This window comes from Buttiauxella sp. B2 (genome assembly GCF_006376615.1).
Classification (GTDB): Bacteria; Pseudomonadota; Gammaproteobacteria; order Enterobacterales; family Enterobacteriaceae; genus Buttiauxella.
In genome coordinates this window covers 14180-32774 of the sequence record NZ_VEXQ01000014.1, presented here as the reverse complement: position 1 = coordinate 32774, position 18595 = coordinate 14180, and the positions used below count along the sequence as shown (strand labels likewise).

Below are 18595 nucleotides of genomic sequence, written 5' to 3'. Positions count from 1 at the left end.
GGATTTTGAGGGTTTCAACCCCCAGTGCCAAGACGAATACAGTTAGCGTGGCCCGCCATCTTCAGACGGTTGAGCGTACCATCAGCATTATCTTTGCCTTTGATTGGACCAATAACGACACGATTCCAGCCATTGTTGGTCGTAATACGTGAGTCAAACCCTTCGAAAGCGAGCTGGGCACGAACGGTTTCCGCCTGCTCACTGCCTTTAAAGGAGCCACACTGTACCATCCAGCGTTTCTCATCTTTCGGCTTGTCCTGAGGTGCTGGATCTTGTTTTGCAACCTCTTCACGGGTAATCGGTGCTACAGGTTGAGTGGCTTTAGGCTGTGCTTGCTCACGTGGTTTTGTAGCAGGCGTTGCTGCACGCTGCTGAGTATGCGGCGGCGTTTGCAATAAATCTTGATATGGCTGCTGAGCCGTTGTCGTTGTTGTTGCTCGCGGTTGCTGTTGCACCGGACGTGGCTGCTGCGATACAGGCTGCGATTGTTGTACTGCCCGTGGTTGTGCCGTAACAGGCTGAGTATTGAACTGTTGCTGTTGCGTTTGTTGCTGCTGAATAATTTTCTGACGCTGTAACGTGCTCTGACGCTGCTCGGGCGTTTGTTCATTCCACGGCACTTCATTGAGCTGAGTTGGCTGCTGGCGCATATCCGCCTGCATTTGCTCTAACAATTGGCGCTGTTCGCTGGTGAGCTGATCTTTGTTTTGTACTTCGCCACCGGCAGAAGGTTCGGTAGGAGCACGCACACCTGTCTGACGATTTTCCAGTTCTTTGATGTAGCGCCAGCGTTCTTCAGGTTTAGGCGGCAGACCATTACCTGTGACTTTATGCCCAGGCAGAATTTCGCTTTCATCTTTTTTGTGATGAGTAATGAAGTAAAGAGCGCCAATAAAGGTCACCAGAACGGCGGCCGCAATAGCAACCATTGTCGGTGAGACGGATGGTAGGCTGCGTTGCTTGCTGCGGGTGTTACTTTTCTTACGCCGCGTTCCTGCCGATTGCCCGCGGCGTACATAATCTCGTTGTGCCACTATTGATTCGCTATATTTTTTTCGTTTATCAGCCCGCTATGTTACTTAATGGACATCCCTTTGACCAGAATGCCGTGTCCTAAAGCGGGTCATTTTCTACTGCCAGGCGCGCTGGTGGAGCCTCGTTCAATGAGCTCACAGTCCAGTAAACGCGAACCACTACTCACGGCTTGCCCGTGAAGTTGATCCAATAACAACAGCATAGCTTCTCGCCCGATATCAAAACGGGGTTGTGCTACGGTGGTGAGTGGTGGGTCACAGAACTGTGACAGGGCGATGTCATCAAAGCCCATGATCGACAAATCTTCCGGTACGCGTAAGCCACTTCGCTTGGCCTGAGACAGGGCGCCCAGCGCCATCACATCGCTATGGCAGAACACTGCGGTTGGCGGATTTGGTAGCGCCAACAGCTGCGCTAATGCTGCAGCACCGGCTTCGTAGGTAAAGTTGCCCCGAGCGATATAGTGCGGATCAATAACCGTTCCTGCGCGACGCAATGCCTGGATATATCCCTGCAAGCGATAATGGCACAGTGGCATTTCTTCCGGGCCAGCAATGCAGGCAATTTTTTGATGACCTAATTGCTGCAAATAAAAAACGGCGTTGAACGCGGCCGTCAGGTTATCAATATGAACTGTTGGCAGTTCCAGTTCAGGAGCAAATTCGTTCGCCATTACCATTGGCGGCAAATTACGCTGTTCTTCGATGCTTGCATCAAAAGGAAGACGAGAGCCTAACAACAACATACCGTCAATCTGCTTGGTGATAATCAGATTGATGAAGGTTTTTTCCTGCTGGTTTTGATGAGCGCAATCACCAATCAACACCAGATAGCCTTGTTCCGCAGCGGTCACTTCAATACCGCGAATAATTTCGCTAAAGAAGGGATCGCAGATGTCCGGGACAATAACCAGAATGGTGCTTGATTCATTGCGCTTTAAATTTCGCCCCAATGAATGGGGTAGATAACCTACGGCTATTGCCGCTTGTTCCACACGATTACGAGTGCTTTGCGATACTTTGTCCGGGTTCATTAATGCCCTGGACACTGTTGCAGTTGAGACTTTCGCCTGAACGGCAACATCTTTCATGGTTGCATTGGCAACCTGCTTCTTCGGCTTCAACTTCTTCTCCTCGCGTGCACTGTATAGGTGCTGACAACGTCCGTGATGTCTCACCATGTCCACATTCTTAGCAGAAATTGATGTTCGTTGGTTACAGTTATTTCATTAAAAGTGTGATGCTTGTTGAATTTTTCGATCCGCTTCGCATAACCATGTGTTTTGTGCTAGCCGTCGATTGGGTCAACGTCCAGCATCCACTTCACTTTTCGTGATTCCGGTAAGGTATTGACCAGCTTCAGCGAATGGCTAACCAGGCGTTGCAGATGCGCGCGCGAAGGGTGTTGCAGAAGAATTTGCCAACGGAAACGCCCGCCTCTTTTGGGTTGCAAGCAGGGAACCGGCCCCATAATCCACAATTGTTCATCTCTTAATGGGCTGGATTCCAGTAGATTTCGCAGCTGCTGTAAAAAGAGCGGTGCTTGATAATTATTTTGGTCTTCGGCGCGGAACATGATGTGGCTGGTAAACGGTGGCAAGAATACCGTTTTACGCTCCGTAAGAGCCTGGTTGGCGAATTCGTCGTAACCCTTTGTGAGCAACGTTTGCAATAAAGGATGCTCTGGATGGTGCGTCTGTAACAAGACTTCACCTTGTTTGCCAGCACGACCGGCACGGCCGGAAACCTGGATATAGAGTTGTGCGAAACGTTCCGCGGCGCGGAAGTCGGCAGAAAACAGAGCGCCATCAACATCCAGTAATGCCACCAGAGTGACATCAGGAAAGTGGTGGCCTTTCGCTAGCATCTGCGTACCAATCAAGATACGAGCGCCACCGCGATGGACTTCCGCCAGTTGCTGCTCAAGTGCACCTTTGCGACTGGTGGTATCGCGGTCGATACGCGAAATTGGTACGCCTGGAAACTCCGGCGTAAGGCTATGTTCAAGTTGCTCTGTACCCATGCCGACAGGGACCAGGTTGGTGGAACCACAACTTGGGCATTGCTGTGGAATAGCTCTTTGGCTATCGCAATGGTGGCAGCGCAAATGACGCTGGCCCTGATGGTACGTGTAATAGTGATCGCAACGCGGGCATTCCGCTATCCAGCCACATTCGTGGCATAGCAGAGCAGGGGCAAACCCACGGCGGTTGAGAAACAGGATCACTTGATTATCGGCTTTTAAATGCTGACCAATTTTTTTGATAAGCGCAGGTGCCAGCCCTGATTTCAACGGTTGGCCTTTTAAATCCACCACTTGTTGAGTGGCCGGACGCGCATTACCGGCGCGTTTGGTCAGACGTAATTGGCGATATTTCCCCAACTGAACGTTATGCAGGGTTTCCAGTGCGGGAGTTGCGGAACCGAGAATAATGGGAATATCTTCCTCGTGCGCGCGATACACGGCCAAATCACGTGCGTGATATCGCCAGCCTTCTTGTTGTTTGTAAGAGCTGTCGTGTTCTTCATCAATCACAATCACGCCGAGCCGGCAAAATGGGGTGAACAGTGATGAACGTGTGCCAATCACAATCGCCGCCTCGCCGCTGCGTGCTTTTAACCACACGGCCAGGCGTTCGCTATCGTTTAATCCTGAATGCAGAACTTCAACAGGTGCGTTAAAGCGTTCGCGGAAACGGGCGATAGTTTGCGGCGTCAGGCCAATCTCGGGAACCAGCACCAGCGCTTGTTTACCTTGCGCAAGTACGTTTTCTAGTACGCTGAGATACACTTCTGTTTTACCAGAACCGGTAATACCAGCCAGCAACCAGACCGCAAAATGATCGGCAGAGCTGTGGATTGCACCGATCGCAGTGGCTTGCTCAGTATTCAGACGTAAGCGCTCACCTTCTACGGAATAGCTTCCGCGCCAATCTATAGCAGAAGGCGCTGCACTTTTCAGATCGCATAAACCTTTGGCTCGCAGTGCTTGTAACCCAGCCTCACTGATCTCCAGCTTGCTAACCTGATGACGCCAGATGATATTTTGCCGCACCGCCGCCAGTGCCTGTTGCTGCTTAGGAGCGCGCTTAAGGCTATTAAGGTCAATGGCCTTACCTTCTTCTGTGGCAAACCAATACCACAAAGGCGCGTGATGCGCGGGTTTACCTTCGCGTAGCAAACCAGGGAGCGCATGAAAAAGCACATCGCCAATCGGATGGTGATAATACTTGGCAGCCCAAAGCAGCACGTGCCATAGCGAAACCGGAAACAGCGATTCACCATCAAGAACTTCGGCAACCGGCTTTAGCTCATTGAGCGGTAATTCACTTTGCTCGCTGACGGCTACGACAATCCCGACAGCCTGGCGTTTACCAAACGGCACCATGACGCGACAACCTGATGCTACCTGCATTCCAGCGGGAACGAGGTAATCAAAAGTACGGGCAAGGGGAACCGGCAAAGCGACGTGGGCAACAGGCATTAAAGCTTCCAGGCTGATAAAAATGACGGTTTATTCTTCATCCTTCTAACTACCGCTGTGTAGGCTGCTTTCACTCACACCAGTCACTTACTTGAGTAAGCTCCCGACGATTCGTTTAGTTGCCGCCTTGCGGTAGCAAGAATGATTCGAATAAACAAATAGTGTACACTGTGTGTTCCAGAAAATGCGGATCAGTTTGCATCCATTGGTGGGGTTCTGTATGATTCGCCGCCTTTGATGCGCAGTTTTTGGTATCAAGAAACCTAATTTATCAACTTCGCGTGGTGTCTGGCGTTAGGGCTGGAAGAGCGACGCGGCCTTATACAGAGGTTTTCCATGAAAAAGAATATTCACCCGAACTACGCAGAAGTTACTGCAAACTGCTCTTGCGGTAATGTAATCAAGATCCGTTCTACCGTGGGTCACGATCTGAACCTGGACGTATGTGGCGAATGCCACCCGTTCTACACTGGCAAGCAGCGTGATGTTGCTACCGGTGGCCGCGTTGACCGCTTCAACAAGCGTTTCAGCGTTCCAGGCGCGAAGAAGTAAATTTCGCTGCACGGTAAGAGAAAGGCGCCCATGGGCGCCTTTTTTGTTACCCGTCATCCTTCAAGCCACAGGGGTGTTGGCTGCACTCCTAAACCCCAGTCACTTACCTAAGTAAGCTCCTGAGATTTACTCACTTGCCGCCTACCTGTGACTCGAATGCTATAGGGTAACCCTGTGATTTCTGAAACTAGTATTCCCAGGTATCCGGATCGATCCCTAGCTCGCGCATGATAACTTTTGCTGCCTCAGGAATTTCATCGCTACGCTCTTTTCGCAGGTCTGCATCGTTTGGCAACGGTTGGCCCGTAAACGCATGCAAAAATGCTTCGCACAGTAGCTCACTGTTTGTTGCGTGGCGCAGGTTATTCACCTGGCGACGGGTACGCTCATCGGTGAGGATTTTTAACACCTTCAGAGGAATGGACACCGTAATTTTCTTTACTTGCTCACTCTTCTTCCCGTGCTCAGCGTAAGGGCTGATATATTCGCCGCTCCATTCAGCCATGAGATACTTAATCCTCTTATCAATGTATACGTGCTTCAATCGGTTGATGCGCGATTTAAGCGATTATCTGGTCGTAGTGTAAGCGTTTATTGATTCGCGGTCTGCGACGCTATCACCCTAAAGCGTATAATTTTAACGGCTATTGCGCGTTTGCTCAATCTATACGCAAAGAAGTTTAGATGTCCAGATGTATTGACGTCTATTGCGGCAATGTTTACTCTGGTGCCTGACCTTAATTCGACCAGCAAGGATTCGAGAGCCATGACGCGCAAACAGGCAACTATCGCAGTACGTAGCGGTTTGAACGATGACGAGCAATACGGCTGCGTTGTACCGCCCATCCATCTCTCCAGTACTTATAATTTCACCGGGTTTAATGAACCGCGTGCGCATGACTATTCGCGCCGTGGGAATCCTACGCGTGATGTCGTACAGCGCGCACTGGCAGAACTGGAAGGCGGGGCTGGTGCGGTGATGACCAACACCGGCATGTCGGCAATCCATCTGGTCACGACTGTTTTCCTGAAACCTGGCGACCTGCTAGTGGCTCCGCATGACTGTTACGGTGGTAGCTACCGTCTGTTTGATAGCCTGGCAAAACGCGGCGCATATCGTGTTTTATTTGTCGATCAAGGTGATGAAGCGGCTTTAACTGCGGCACTTAATGAAAAACCAAAACTCGTGCTGGTCGAAAGCCCAAGTAATCCCTTGTTACGAGTGGTAGATATTGCGAAAATCTGCGCGGCTGCGCGCGAAGCAGGGGCAATCAGTGTGGTGGATAACACCTTCCTGAGCCCTGCACTGCAAAACCCGCTGGCGCTGGGGGCGGATTTGGTTCTGCACTCTTGCACCAAATACCTGAATGGTCACTCAGATGTTGTTGCGGGTGTGGTGATTGCGAAAGATCCTGAAACCGTCACAGAGCTTGCCTGGTGGGCGAATAACATTGGTGTAACCGGCAGTGCTTTCGACAGCTACTTACTGCTGCGCGGCCTGCGTACACTTTCACCACGTATGGAAGTGGCGCAACGTAACGCTCAGGTGATTGTCGATTTCCTGCAAACGCAACCGCTAGTGAAAAAGCTGTATCATCCTTCGCTGCCAGAAAACCAGGGCCATGAAATTGCTGCTCGTCAGCAAAAAGGTTTTGGCGCGATGCTGAGTTTTGAATTTAATGGCGACGAGCAAACGCTGCGTCGTTTCCTGAGTAGCCTGACACTCTTCACGCTGGCGGAATCGCTGGGTGGGGTAGAAAGTTTGATTTCACACGCGGCGACGATGACCCATGCAGGCATGGCGCCAGAAGCGCGTGCTGCAGCGGGGATTTCAGAAACCTTGTTGCGTATTTCGACTGGCATTGAAGATAGCGAAGATTTAATTGCTGACCTGGAAAATGCGTTCCGGGTTGCAGCCGAGGGGTAAGCATGAGTGTTTCAGCACCAGCAGCGGCGACGGGTCGCCAACTGCATAAATTTGGTGGCAGTAGTCTGGCAGATGTGAAGTGTTACCTGCGCGTTGCGGGGATCATGGCCGAGTATTCTAAACCTGGCGACATGATGGTGGTTTCCGCCGCCGGTAGCACAACTAACCAGTTGATAAATTGGTTGAAATTGAGCCAGAGTGATCGTCTTTCTGCTCATCAGGTTCAGCAAGCTCTGCGTCGTTATCAGAGTGAACTGATCACGGGTCTCGTCGCACCTGATGTTGCTGATGCTTTAATCGGTCAATTTATTCACGATCTTGAGCGTCTGGCGGGTTTACTGGATGGCAAAATGACCGACGCCGTGTATGCCGAAGTCGTAGGTCATGGTGAAATTTGGTCTGCACGTCTTATGTCTGCGGTGCTCAATCAGTTAGGTCATCCTGCTGCGTGGCTTGATGCGCGTGAATTTATGCGTGCTGAACGTGCGGCGCAACCGCAAGTTAATGAAGGTTTATCCTGGCCGTTGCTGCAAGAACTCATGGCGCAGCATCCGCACAAACGCCTCGTGGTTACTGGTTTTATCTGCCGTAACGATGCAGGCGAAACTGTGCTGCTGGGCCGTAATGGTTCTGACTATTCTGCAACACAGATTGGTGCATTGGCTGGAGTTTCCCGCGTGACCATCTGGAGTGATGTTGCCGGAGTTTACAGTGCGGACCCACGCAAAGTGAAAGATGCTTGTTTGCTTCCATTATTGCGACTGGACGAAGCGAGTGAATTGGCACGTCTGGCAGCACCAGTGCTTCACGCTCGCACTTTGCAGCCTGTTTCAGGTAGCGATATCGACCTGCAATTACGTTGTAGCTACTCACCTGAACAGGGCTCAACGCGCATTGAACGCGTACTGGCTTCCGGTACGGGTGCGCGTATCGTCACCAGTCACGACGATGTTTGCCTGATTGAATTGCAAGTCTCCCCGCAGCAAGATTTTAAACTGGCACATAAAGAACTGGATACGTTGTTAAAACGCGCCCAGATTCGCCCATTGTCAGTTGGCGTTCATCCAGACCGCAATCTGCTACAGCTTTGCTACACCTCTGAAGTTGCTGGTAGCGTATTGCAAACGCTTCAGGACGCTGGCCTGCCGGGCGAATTGCGTCTGCGTGAAGGTTTGGCTCTGGTTGCAATGGTTGGGGCGGGCGTTTGCCGTAACCCACTACACAGCCACCGTTTCTGGCAGCAGCTAAAAGACCAGCCTGTTGAGTTTATCTGGCAGTCTGAAGATGGTATTAGCTTGGTTGCCATTCTGCGTGTCGGCCCTACTGAGAACTTAATTAAGGGCCTGCATAAGTCGTTATTCCGTGCTGAAAAACGCATTGGTCTGGTTCTGTTTGGCAAAGGAAATATTGGCTCGCGTTGGCTGGAACTGTTTGCCCGTGAACAAGAAACTATCTCTGCGCGTACTGGTTTTGAATTTGTACTGGCAGGTGTGGTGGATAGTAGCCGTAGCTTGCTGAACTACGAAGGACTGGATGCCAGCCGCGCACTCGCTTTCTTCAATGATGAAGCGGTAGAGCAGGATGAAGAATCTTTATTCCAGTGGATGCGTGCGCATCCGTATGACGACTTAGTCGTTCTGGATGTGACTGCGAGCCAACAACTAGCTGATCAATATCTTGATTTTGCTAGCCACGGTTTCCACGTCATCAGCGCCAATAAGCTGGCGGGTGCCAGCAATAGCCAAAAGTATCGTGAAATTCGCAATGCTTTTACCAAAACAGGCCGCCATTGGTTATACAACGCCACCGTTGGTGCGGGCTTGCCAGTGAACCATACCGTTCGTGATCTGCGTGAAAGCGGTGACTCAATTCTTGCGATTAGCGGTATTTTCTCCGGAACGCTCTCATGGTTGTTCCTGCAATTTGACGGCACAGTGCCGTTTACCGATTTGGTGGACCAGGCCTGGCAGCAAGGGTTGACTGAACCTGATCCACGCGTCGATCTTTCTGGGAAAGACGTGATGCGCAAGCTTGTGATTCTTGCTCGTGAAGCGGGTTATGACATCGAGCCTGATCAAGTACGCGTTGAGTCGCTGGTGACAAACGGCAGTGAAGAGGGATCCGTGGACCATTTCTTCGAAAATGGCGACGAGTTGAACGAGCAGATGATTCAACGTCTGGAAGCGGCTCAAGAAATGGGCCTGGTGTTGCGTTACGTTGCGCGTTTCGATGCCAATGGTAAAGCACGAGTCGGTGTGGAAGCGGTGCGTCCTGAGCACCCTCTGGCTTCACTGCTGCCATGCGATAACGTGTTTGCCATCGAAAGCCGTTGGTATCGTGATAATCCGTTGGTTATCCGTGGACCTGGTGCTGGGCGTGATGTGACCGCAGGCGCTATTCAATCGGATCTCAATCGTCTGGCGCAGCTGCTCTAAATCGCGAACATACAGAAATAACGAGGCCAGCTTTGCTGGCCTTTTTTGATCCTTTCAGTAGAACATGAAAAAATTTCAACTTGCGTGAGAATTCCTCATTTCTAGTACTGATTTTTCAGTTGACGGCGAAACGCTTTTCCTTCATCTTGCTATCTGGACGTCTAAACGTCTGGACTGCAAACACAACAACATATAATGATAAATGCGATTGATGAGGTAAGGGTATGAGCTTTTTTCACGCCAACCAGCGGGAAGCACTAAATCAGAGTCTGGCCGAAGTAGCCGGGCAAATTAACGTTTCCTTTGAGTTTTTCCCGCCGCGCACCAGTGAAATGGAACAAACCCTGTGGAGCTCAATTGACAGACTTAGCAGCCTGAAGCCGAAATTTGTCTCCGTAACTTACGGTGCAAACTCCGGTGAGCGTGATCGCACCCACAGCATCATCAAAGGTATTAAAGACCGTACTGGTCTGGAAGCCGCGCCGCATTTGACGTGTATTGATGCCAGCCGCGACGAACTGCGCACTATCGCGCAGGATTACTGGAACAGTGGCATTCGCCATATCGTTGCCCTACGCGGTGATTTACCACCAGGTGGCGGCAAGCCAGACATGTATGCTTCAGACTTGGTTACGCTGTTAAAAGAAGTCGGTGACTTTGATATTTCCGTTGCGGCTTACCCAGAAGTTCACCCAGAAGCGAAAAGCGCACAGGCTGATTTGATCAACTTGAAGCGCAAGATTGATGCTGGTGCAAACCGCGCGATTACCCAGTTTTTCTTCGACGTAGAAAGTTATCTGCGTTTTCGTGACCGCTGTGTTGCTGCCGGTATCGACGTAGAAATCGTGCCAGGAATCTTGCCAGTCAGTAACTACAAGCAAGCGCATAAATTTGCCACCATGACCAACGTGCGCGTTCCGCACTGGATGGCGCAGATGTTTGAAGGGCTGGATAACGATCCGGAAACTCGCAAAATGGTGGGTGCCAACATTGCGATGGATATGGTGAAAATCCTCAGCCGTGAAGGTGTGAAAGACTTCCATTTCTACACGCTAAACCGTGCCGAGATGAGTTACGCGATTTGCCATACACTGGGTGTTCGACCGTCAATCTGATTCAATAAATGGCCCGTAAGGGCCATGACTTTCTCCGCAGTCAATTCACTCATCTTTCCTTCCTTGTATCCCTCAGACTTTTAATGGTTAGTTTTGATGGTTTATGAGGCTGACACGCTTCTTTAAAAAAAATTTTTGCTACCTTGCTTTTAACCAGAAGGAAATAACTATCAAATCTGTAGTTTTTTTCATCTATAACTTATCTCAATAGATGTATATCCTGGTATTAAAACAGTGAAATGGAGCAGGAAGATGAGTACAAATGAAAACGATCAAAGTACGGTTTCAGCAAGAAAGTGCCCGTTTCATCAGGGCAATCAGGATGTAAGTGCGGGAGCGGGTACAAGCACTCGTGATTGGTGGCCGAAACAACTCCGTGTTGATCTCCTCAATCAGCACTCAAACCGCTCCAATCCTCTTGGCGAAGATTTTGACTATCGTAAAGAATTCAGCAAACTCGATTATTCTGCGCTGAAAGGCGACCTCAAATCCTTGTTAACCGATTCTCAGCCATGGTGGCCTGCCGACTGGGGTAGCTATGCCGGGTTGTTCATTCGTATGGCCTGGCATGGTGCTGGCACTTATCGTTCAGTCGATGGTCGTGGCGGTGCAGGCCGTGGTCAGCAGCGTTTTGCTCCTCTTAATTCCTGGCCGGATAACGTCAGTCTTGATAAAGCTCGTCGCCTGTTGTGGCCGATCAAACAGAAATATGGTCAGAAAATATCCTGGGCTGATCTTTATGTACTAGCGGGGAACGTGGCGCTGGAAAACTCCGGCTTCCGTACCTTCGGCTTTGGCGCTGGACGTGAAGACGTTTGGGAACCTGATCTCGATGTGAACTGGGGTAATGAAAAGGCCTGGCTTGAGCATCGTGATCCTGAAGCACTTGCCAAACGTCCATTAGCTGCAACCGAAATGGGGCTGATTTACGTTAACCCTGAAGGGCCTAATGCTAGTGGTGAACCGCTTTCAGCGGCCGCTGCCATCCGTGCTACTTTTGGCAATATGGGGATGAATGACGAAGAGACAGTCGCGCTTATCGCTGGTGGCCATACGCTGGGTAAAACCCATGGTGCGGCGGAAGCAACCCATGTGGGAGTCGACCCAGAAGCAGCGCCAATTGAAGCGCAGGGTTTAGGCTGGATGAGCAGCCACGGGAGCGGTGTCGGTGCTGATGCGATTACTTCTGGCCTGGAAGTCGTCTGGTCACAAACGCCAACGCAGTGGAGTAACTACTTCTTCGAGAACCTGTTCAAATTTGAATGGGTACAGACGCGCAGCCCTGCTGGTGCCATTCAGTTTGAAGCTGTAAATGCGCCAGAAATCATCCCTGATCCTTTTGACCCATCGAAAAAACGTAAGCCAACCATGTTGGTTACCGACCTGACGCTGCGTTTTGACCCAGAGTTCGAGAAAATTTCACGTCGTTTCCTTAATGATCCTCAAGCATTCAATGAAGCTTTTGCCCGCGCATGGTTCAAGCTGACTCACCGCGATATGGGGCCAGTAGCGCGTTATATCGGCCCGGAAGTGCCAAAAGAAGAACTGATTTGGCAGGATCCGTTGCCGAAAGCGACATTTAGCCCAACACCGGCAGATATCGACCACCTGAAAGCAGAAATTGCCCGTTCCGGCCTGTCGGTTGGTGAACTGGTCTCTGTGGCTTGGGCATCGGCGTCTACTTTCCGTGGCGGTGATAAACGTGGTGGGGCTAATGGTGCTCGCCTGGCATTGGCTCCTCAGCGTAGCTGGAATGTGAATGTTGCTGCGACCCGTGCTCTGCCAGTACTGGAAGCGATTCAGAAATCTTCCGGTAAAGCATCTTTGGCCGATATTATTGTGCTGGCTGGTGTAGTGGGTGTTGAGCAGGCAGCAGAATCAGCAGGCCTCAGCGTACGTGTTCCGTTCATTCCTGGGCGCGTGGATGCCAGCCAGGATCAGACCGATATCGAAATGTTCAACCTGCTTGAACCAGCAGCAGATGGATTCCGTAACTACCGTGCCCATCAGGATGCGGCGACAACAGAATCACTACTGATTGATAAAGCACAGCAATTGACGCTGACCGCCCCAGAGCTCACTGTGCTGGTGGGGGGGATGCGCGTATTGGGGGCGAATTTTGATGGCGGTAAGCAAGGGGTATTTACTGATCGTCTTGGCGTGCTCAGTAATGATTTCTTTGTCAACCTGCTGGATATGCGCACCGAATGGAAAGCGACAGATGACTCTTCTGAATTATTTGAAGGCCGCGATCGTCAGTCGGGTCAGGTGAAACATCTGGCGACCCGTGCGGACCTGGTCTTTGGTTCCAATGCGGTTCTGCGTGCGCTGGGGGAAGTGTACGCCAGTGGAGATGCTAAAGAGAAGTTTGTGAAAGACTTCGTTGCAGCCTGGGTGAAAGTGATGAATTTGGATCGCTTTGACCTGAAATAATCCGCTATCGGACCTGAAAATCCCCGCGTGAATGCGGGGATTTTATTATGGCTATTATTCCCAGGCTTGCAGAAGGCGTTGGCCGTACTGGTCGGCGACTAACAGCGCAGCATAGACGCGATCGGCATCTGCTCCGCCAGGCATATTGTGAATAGTTTCGCCTTCGGCACAGGATGCTTCGGCAACGATGCGCATTTTCGCCGGGATATCATCTTTGATATCCAGCTGTGCCAGTGTGATAGGCAGACCGACGCTATGGCACAGCGCTGCAACGGTTTCTATCTCTTCGACCGGTGCATTTTCCAGTACCAGTTGAGTGAGCGTTCCGAATGCCACTTTCTCGCCATGATAGTAGTGATGCGCATCCGGGATGGTAGTTAAGCCGTTGTGAATAGCGTGGGCTGCCGCCAAGCCACCGCTCTCAAAGCCTACGCCGCTCAGGTAGGTATTGGCTTCAACAATACGTTCAAGAGCAGGCGTCACCACGTGTTGCTCTGCCGCCAACATCGCTTTTTCACCTTCCTCAATCAGCGTGTTGTAGCACAGTTGAGCCAGTGCCAGTGCTGCTTGTGTGCATTTGCCACCCGCCATGGTGGTGGCACCGCTACGTGAGCAGGCCCGGGCTTCAAACCAGGTTGCCATCGCGTCGCCAATACCGGCCGCCAACAAACGCGCCGGTGCTTCGGCAACGATTTTGGTGTCAACAATGACCATATTCGGATTATGTGGCAGCATCAGATAATGGTCGAATTCACCATCATCGGTATAAATCACCGACAGCGCGCTGCACGCATCATTGCTCGTGGTGTGCTAACCCGGAGTCGATCTTCGGGAAGGTCGAAACCGTACGGCGTGAGGCAAAGTGCCTGCATTGCGCCACCTGCCTGAACGATGTGGATGAGTGCCCTTCCAGAGCGTTGGAAAACGTTGGCCGTGATGTCACCTTCCGTGAGCTTGAAACGGAGGTGCTTAAAGACGAGGTGTTTTTCCGTGTATCGGGCGGCGGAGTGACGCTTTCCGGTGGAGAAGTGCTGATGCAGGCGGAATTTGCGGCCCGTTTTTTAAAACGATTAAAATCGTTGGGTATTCGTACTGCGATTGAAACGGCTGGTGACGCGGCGCCCGATAAATTGTTGGCGGTGGCGCAGCAGTGTAATGAAGTGCTTTTCGATCTGAAGATGATGGATAGTGCAAAGGCAAGATCCATACTCAATATCAATCAACCGAGGGTGTTGAAAAACTTCATGATGCTTGCGGCTGCAGGACTCCATGTTATACCGCGAGTCCCGCTCATTCCGGGCTACACATTAGATACCGGTAATATGCGGGCGATTCTTGAGTTTCTGGCACCATTGAAGTTAACTGAACTGCATTTATTACCATTCCATCAGTATGGTGAGCCAAAGTATCAATTGCTTGATAAGCCCTGGCGAATGGCGGGTATTGCTCCCCCGAGCGAGGCGGAAATCATGCAGTTTCGCCAGATGGCTGAAGATGCAGGTTTTGACGTTACTATTGGCGGCTAGTTTTCATTGAGGGTGAAGGGAATGACACGACATCTGGTTGCAGTGACGGCATGTGTCAGCGGTGTCGCTCACACTTATATGGCGGCAGAGCGTCTTGATAAACTCTGCCAGCAAGAGAAATGGTTGGTCAAAATTGAAACGCAGGGCGCGCTGGGTATTGAGAATGAGTTAACGCTTGCGGATATAATGCACGCCGATGTGGTGTTATTAATCACCGACATTGAGCTGTCTGGTGCCGAGCGTTTCGCGCATTGCCGATGTGTTCAGTCGAGCATCAATGCGTTTCTTCGTGAGCCGCAAAAGGTGATGTCTGCGGTGCGACGCATTTTTGGTACTCCACAGGATACTCATATTATTCTGGGGTGAGAGCCTTTTCTGTTAGTTGGCTATGGTACTGGCGGCGGTACTCTGATGGCGATCTCTCGGTATTTTTCCTGAACAGACGGCAAAAGTAATTGCTATCGACAAACCCACAAGCGTGCGCCACTTCTTTCACCTTTAGATCGTAGCGTTTAAGCAATGTTTTGGCATGCTCCAGACGGGTGTAATTCAGGTATTCGTTAAAACCTATCGCACCGGTTTTCTGGAAGAGATGAGAAAGGTAGTTTGGTGAGATGTAAAAGGCCTGCGCGACTGATTCCCTGGTAAGCTGTTCGCCATATCTTACGTCGATATACTCACGAATTGCGTCGAATAGTGCCTGACTCCGTGAAGCGGTCTGGATCTGGCTGCCGAGCAGGTCAGTACAATGGCTTAGTATGCTGCTGACGATAAACCGTGCCGTTTGTTGATCGCGAGGCTGCATCACCAGTTCGTTAAGAGCCTGAAGCAGGAAGGAGCCAATGCGTGGCCCACGGCGGGCGACATTCTGTTTGCCCAGTGTTTTAAACACCGTTCCATCCCAGTGCAGGACGCTAAATCCCAACTGCTGTTTGCCAAATAATATGCTCAGCGTGGTAACGGGCGTATTCCACTGCGGGTTGTTCCAGCATTTCATCGGGACATATAGCACGTCGTATTGTTCAAGCCTTGCGGGCATGCCTGCGTCACAGGCGTCCATCAGCACGCCATCCAGCACCACTTCCAGACGCGGGAAATCAACCTGATAAGCAAGTTCCGAAGGGGCAAGCTGATTATCTGCAAACCAGACGTGTTGAACGCCCGATGGGCTGTTGAGCAGGCGAGAAAGGATTTGGCTTACGTCGTCATTCATATTGCACCACAGCGGGTTAATCAGGATGTTTTATCCTGCCACATTGAAGCTCCAATGCGCATGAGCAAAAACAAAAAACCCCGCAGATGCGGGGTTTGAATGGGCGTTTTATCTCTTAACCCGTGTTACGCATACCCGCTGCAACACCTGCAATGGTGACCATTAGCGCTTGTTCAACCTGAGCGTTAGGTTCTTCACCGTTCTCTTCAGACTGGCGCGAACGATGCAGTAATTCAGCTTGCAAGACGTTTAACGGGTCAGTGTAGATGTTACGCAACTGGATGGACTCGGCAATCCATGGCAGGTCGGCCATAAGATGCGAGTCGTTGGCAATATCCAGTACGACTTTGATATCCGCATCCAGTTGGTTGCGCAGTTGTGTGCCAAGTTTCCACAACTCTGGTTTCACCAGGCGCTGATCGTAATATTCCGCAAGCCACAAGTCGGCTTTTGCAAATACCATTTCCAGCATGCCAAGGCGGGTGGAGAAGAACGGCCAGTCACGGCACATAGTTTCCAGCTCGTCCTGTTTGCCATCTTCCACTACTTTCTGCAGCGCGGCACCGGCCCCCAGCCACGCTGGCAGCATCAGGCGGTTTTGCGTCCAGGCGAAAATCCATGGGATGGCACGCAGTGACTCAACACCACCACTAGCGCGACGTTTTGCCGGGCGCGAGCCGAGCGGCAGCTTAGCTAGCTCTTGTTCTGGTGTTGCTGAACGGAAATACGGCACAAAGTCTTTGTTTTCGCGGACATAGCCGCGGTACATATCGCAGGAGATAACAGACAGCTCCTCCATGATATGTTTCCACTCTTTCTTCGGCTCTGGTGGTGGCAGCAGGTTAGCTTCCAGAATCGCGCTGGTATAAAGCGACAGGCTGCTGATGGTGATTTCTGGCAGACCGTATTTAAAGCGGATCATTTCGCCTTGCTCAGTCACACGCAGACCACCTTTCAGGCTTCCTGGCGGTTGTGAAAGCAGAGCTGCGTGCGCAGGCGCGCCACCACGGCCGATAGAACCACCGCGTCCGTGGAATAGCGTCAGCGTAATCCCGGCTTTCTCACAGGTTTTTATCAGCGCGTCCTGGGCTTGATACTGTGCCCAGGAAGCTGCCATTACGCCTGCATCTTTCGCCGAGTCAGAATAGCCAATCATGACCATCTGTTTGCCCTGAATAAAGCCGCGATACCAGTCGATATTCAGCAACTGAGTCATTACGTCATCGGCATTGTTCAGGTCGTCGAGTGTTTCAAACAGCGGAGCAACAGGCAGGGCAAAGGTGCAGCCTGCTTCTTTCAGCAACAAGTGCACAGCCAGTACGTCAGAGGGGGTCTTCGCCATTGAAATAACATAGGCAGCGATAGATCCACGCGGCGCTTCGGCAACGACTTTACAGGTTTCCAGCACTTCGCGAGTGGTTTCGCTTGGCTCCCACTGGCGTGGCAGCAAGGGACGTTTGGAGTTTAATTCGCGGATCAGGAAGGCTTGCTTGTCAGCTTCAGACCAGCTTTCGTAATCGCCAATGCCCAGATAGCGAGTCATTTCACCCAATGCTTCGGTGTGGCGTGTACTTTCCTGGCGAACATCGATGCGGACTAACGGTACACCAAAACTTTTCACTCGGCGCAGGGTATCGAGCAACTGACCGTTGGCGATAATGCCCATTCCGCAAGCTTGAAGCGACTGGTAACACGCATATAGAGGATCCCAAAGCTGTTCGTTTTGCGTTAACAAACCTTCTGGTTTTGGCAGACGTTGGCCTTTCAAACGCGCTTCAAGCCACGCCTGGGTCGCCAATAATTGCTGACGAATGCCTTTCATAATGCAGCGGTACGGTTCTTGTGAAGCATCAGGGCCGGCCAGTTCGCTCAGTTCTGGTGTGCATTCCACCATTGAAAGCTCGGAAATTAGCACCTGAATATCTCTCAGGAACAGATCAGTTGCTTTCCAGCGGCTGAGTAATAGAACGTGGCGAGTGATATCAGCGGTAACATTTGGGTTACCGTCGCGGTCGCCACCCATCCATGAAGTGAAACGCACCGGAACAAAATCGACCGGCAGTTTGTAATTTAGATTGTCTTCGAGTTGTTCATTCAGCTCGCGCAGGTAGTTCGGAACACCTTCCCACAGGCTGTTTTCAACCACTGCAAAACCCCATTTCGCTTCATCAACTGGGGAAGGGCGGTTTTTACGAATTTCGTCAGTGTGCCAGGCCTGAGCCACCAGTTGGCGCAGGCGGCGCATAATTTGGTTGCGCTCGTAATCGGCGATATCGCTATGGTCGAGCTGCTTCAGACAGCTATTTACTTCAACCAATTTGTGAATCAGGGTGCGACGGGTAATTTCGGTTGGGTGTGCGGTCAGCACTAATTCCAGTGACAAAGACTCAACAGCATCACGAATGGCGGCTTCGCTAATATCCGGCTGATTTTTTAATTTTTGGAGTGTCTTAGCGATAACTTCAGGATTGCTGGCGGCTTCGCCATTTGCGGAAATACTGTGATATTGCTCGGCGGTGTTGGCCAGGTTCAGGAATTGGCTGAATGCACGGGCTACTGGGAGCAGTTCGTCGTTAGACAGGTTCTGTAACGTGGTCAGCAATTCCTGACGATTTGCTTCATTGCCTGCCCGCGAGGACTTAGACAATTTGCGGATTGTTTCTACGCGGTCAAGAATGTTTTCACCTAACGCATCCTTGATGGTATCCCCGAGCAACTTGCCGAGCATACTGACATTACTTCGCAAAGCGGAATATTGTTCGTTCATTATAGTCCCAGACACCCCATCTTTTTATGTAACTTAATTTCACCCGTGAAGGTTCAACACCGTCTTTATAAAGCCACGTAAGTCATCGTTCGTCAATTGCTACGAAATC

Annotated in this window: 12 protein-coding genes and 2 pseudogenes; 7 read left to right on the top strand and 7 right to left on the bottom strand. The window is 51.1% G+C overall.

Features of this window, described 5'->3' with window-relative positions; all coding sequences use genetic code 11:
* Positions 1 to 14 precede the first annotated feature (14 nt).
* The 3 genes from ftsN to priA all read right to left on the bottom strand — a co-directional run bounded on the left by ftsN (position 15) and on the right by priA (position 4518).
* Complete coding sequence (ftsN, locus tag FH968_RS15600; RefSeq protein WP_139881126.1) at positions 15 to 1034, bottom strand: cell division protein FtsN; 1020 nt, start codon at positions 1032 to 1034, stop codon at positions 15 to 17.
* An 89-nt stretch (positions 1035 to 1123) separates the two neighbouring features.
* Entirely contained in the window at positions 1124 to 2158 is a 1035-nt protein-coding gene (gene cytR / locus FH968_RS15595; RefSeq protein WP_139881121.1) for a DNA-binding transcriptional regulator CytR, read from the bottom strand.
* A gap of 164 nt (positions 2159 to 2322) precedes the next feature.
* Positions 2323 to 4518 carry a primosomal protein N' gene (gene priA / locus FH968_RS15590; RefSeq protein WP_139881117.1) on the bottom strand — a complete coding sequence of 732 codons (2196 nt, stop codon included), beginning with the start codon at positions 4516 to 4518 and terminating at the stop codon, positions 2323 to 2325.
* 336 nt (positions 4519 to 4854) lie between these two features.
* Here priA and rpmE point away from each other — a divergent pair, with 336 nt between their 5' ends.
* Positions 4855 to 5070 carry a 50S ribosomal protein L31 gene (rpmE, locus tag FH968_RS15585; RefSeq protein ID WP_034461415.1) on the top strand — a complete coding sequence of 72 codons (216 nt, stop codon included), beginning with the start codon at positions 4855 to 4857 and terminating at the stop codon, positions 5068 to 5070.
* A 187-nt stretch (positions 5071 to 5257) separates the two neighbouring features.
* On the opposite strand, the gene metJ is transcribed toward rpmE, so the two are convergent.
* On the bottom strand, positions 5258 to 5575 hold the full coding sequence (metJ, locus tag FH968_RS15580) for a met regulon transcriptional regulator MetJ (protein ID WP_139881114.1): 318 nt from the start codon (positions 5573 to 5575) through the stop codon (positions 5258 to 5260).
* A gap of 261 nt (positions 5576 to 5836) precedes the next feature.
* Between metJ and metB the strand changes: the two genes are divergently transcribed.
* From metB to katG, 4 genes are all read left to right on the top strand, one after another.
* Positions 5837 to 6997, top strand: a complete 1161-nt coding sequence (gene metB / locus FH968_RS15575; RefSeq protein ID WP_139881111.1) for a cystathionine gamma-synthase — start codon at positions 5837 to 5839, stop codon at positions 6995 to 6997.
* Between the two features lie 2 nt (positions 6998 to 6999).
* On the top strand, positions 7000 to 9432 hold the full coding sequence (locus tag FH968_RS15570; protein ID WP_139881106.1) for a bifunctional aspartate kinase/homoserine dehydrogenase II: 2433 nt from the start codon (positions 7000 to 7002) through the stop codon (positions 9430 to 9432).
* A 224-nt stretch (positions 9433 to 9656) separates the two neighbouring features.
* Positions 9657 to 10547, top strand: coding sequence for a methylenetetrahydrofolate reductase (gene metF / locus FH968_RS15565; RefSeq protein ID WP_139881102.1), 891 nt, complete (start codon positions 9657 to 9659; stop codon positions 10545 to 10547).
* A 252-nt stretch (positions 10548 to 10799) separates the two neighbouring features.
* The gene (gene katG, locus FH968_RS15560) at positions 10800 to 12980 is read left to right on the top strand and encodes a catalase/peroxidase HPI (protein WP_139881098.1); all 2181 of its coding nucleotides are present in this window, start codon (positions 10800 to 10802) and stop codon (positions 12978 to 12980) included.
* 54 nt (positions 12981 to 13034) lie between these two features.
* Here katG and FH968_RS15555 read toward each other — a convergent pair.
* Positions 13035 to 13781 (bottom strand): annotated as a pseudogene (locus tag FH968_RS15555) (glycerol dehydrogenase); the annotation flags it as partial.
* Here FH968_RS15555 and FH968_RS15550 point away from each other — a divergent pair.
* Positions 13766 to 14506: pseudogene (locus FH968_RS15550) on the top strand ([formate-C-acetyltransferase]-activating enzyme); the annotation flags it as partial. The pseudogenes FH968_RS15555 and FH968_RS15550 sit on opposite strands and share 16 nt — an antisense overlap.
* Positions 14507 to 14527: 21 nt before the next feature.
* Positions 14528 to 14872: a PTS fructose-like transporter subunit IIB gene (locus FH968_RS15545; protein ID WP_139881084.1), complete on the top strand. Its 345-nt coding sequence runs from the start codon at positions 14528 to 14530 to the stop codon at positions 14870 to 14872.
* On the opposite strand, the gene FH968_RS15540 is transcribed toward FH968_RS15545, so the two are convergent.
* Both FH968_RS15540 and ppc read right to left on the bottom strand, forming a co-directional pair.
* The gene (locus tag FH968_RS15540) at positions 14859 to 15719 is read right to left on the bottom strand and encodes a helix-turn-helix transcriptional regulator (protein WP_139881083.1); all 861 of its coding nucleotides are present in this window, start codon (positions 15717 to 15719) and stop codon (positions 14859 to 14861) included. The two genes, FH968_RS15545 and FH968_RS15540, sit on opposite strands and share 14 nt — an antisense overlap.
* Before the next feature lie 115 nt (positions 15720 to 15834).
* Positions 15835 to 18486 (bottom strand): phosphoenolpyruvate carboxylase, encoded by a 2652-nt coding sequence (gene ppc, locus FH968_RS15535; protein ID WP_139881082.1) that lies wholly within the window; start codon positions 18484 to 18486, stop codon positions 15835 to 15837.
* Positions 18487 to 18595: the final 109 nt, after the last annotated feature.

What these genes read in the sequence shown, in the direction of transcription:
- priA (WP_139881117.1), bottom strand. Translation starts at nt 4,518, where the DNA reads ATGCCTGTTGCCCACGTCGCTTTGCCGGTTCCCCTTGCCCGTACTTTT.
- rpmE (WP_034461415.1), top strand. Translation starts at nt 4,855, where the DNA reads ATGAAAAAGAATATTCACCCGAACTACGCAGAAGTTACTGCAAACTGC.
- metJ (WP_139881114.1), bottom strand. Translation starts at nt 5,575, where the DNA reads ATGGCTGAATGGAGCGGCGAATATATCAGCCCTTACGCTGAGCACGGG.
- metB (WP_139881111.1), top strand. Translation starts at nt 5,837, where the DNA reads ATGACGCGCAAACAGGCAACTATCGCAGTACGTAGCGGTTTGAACGAT.
- FH968_RS15570 (WP_139881106.1), top strand. Translation starts at nt 7,000, where the DNA reads ATGAGTGTTTCAGCACCAGCAGCGGCGACGGGTCGCCAACTGCATAAA.
- metF (WP_139881102.1), top strand. Translation starts at nt 9,657, where the DNA reads ATGAGCTTTTTTCACGCCAACCAGCGGGAAGCACTAAATCAGAGTCTG.
- katG (WP_139881098.1), top strand. Translation starts at nt 10,800, where the DNA reads ATGAGTACAAATGAAAACGATCAAAGTACGGTTTCAGCAAGAAAGTGC.
- FH968_RS15545 (WP_139881084.1), top strand. Translation starts at nt 14,528, where the DNA reads ATGACACGACATCTGGTTGCAGTGACGGCATGTGTCAGCGGTGTCGCT.
- FH968_RS15540 (WP_139881083.1), bottom strand. Translation starts at nt 15,719, where the DNA reads ATGAATGACGACGTAAGCCAAATCCTTTCTCGCCTGCTCAACAGCCCA.
- ppc (WP_139881082.1), bottom strand. Translation starts at nt 18,486, where the DNA reads ATGAACGAACAATATTCCGCTTTGCGAAGTAATGTCAGTATGCTCGGC.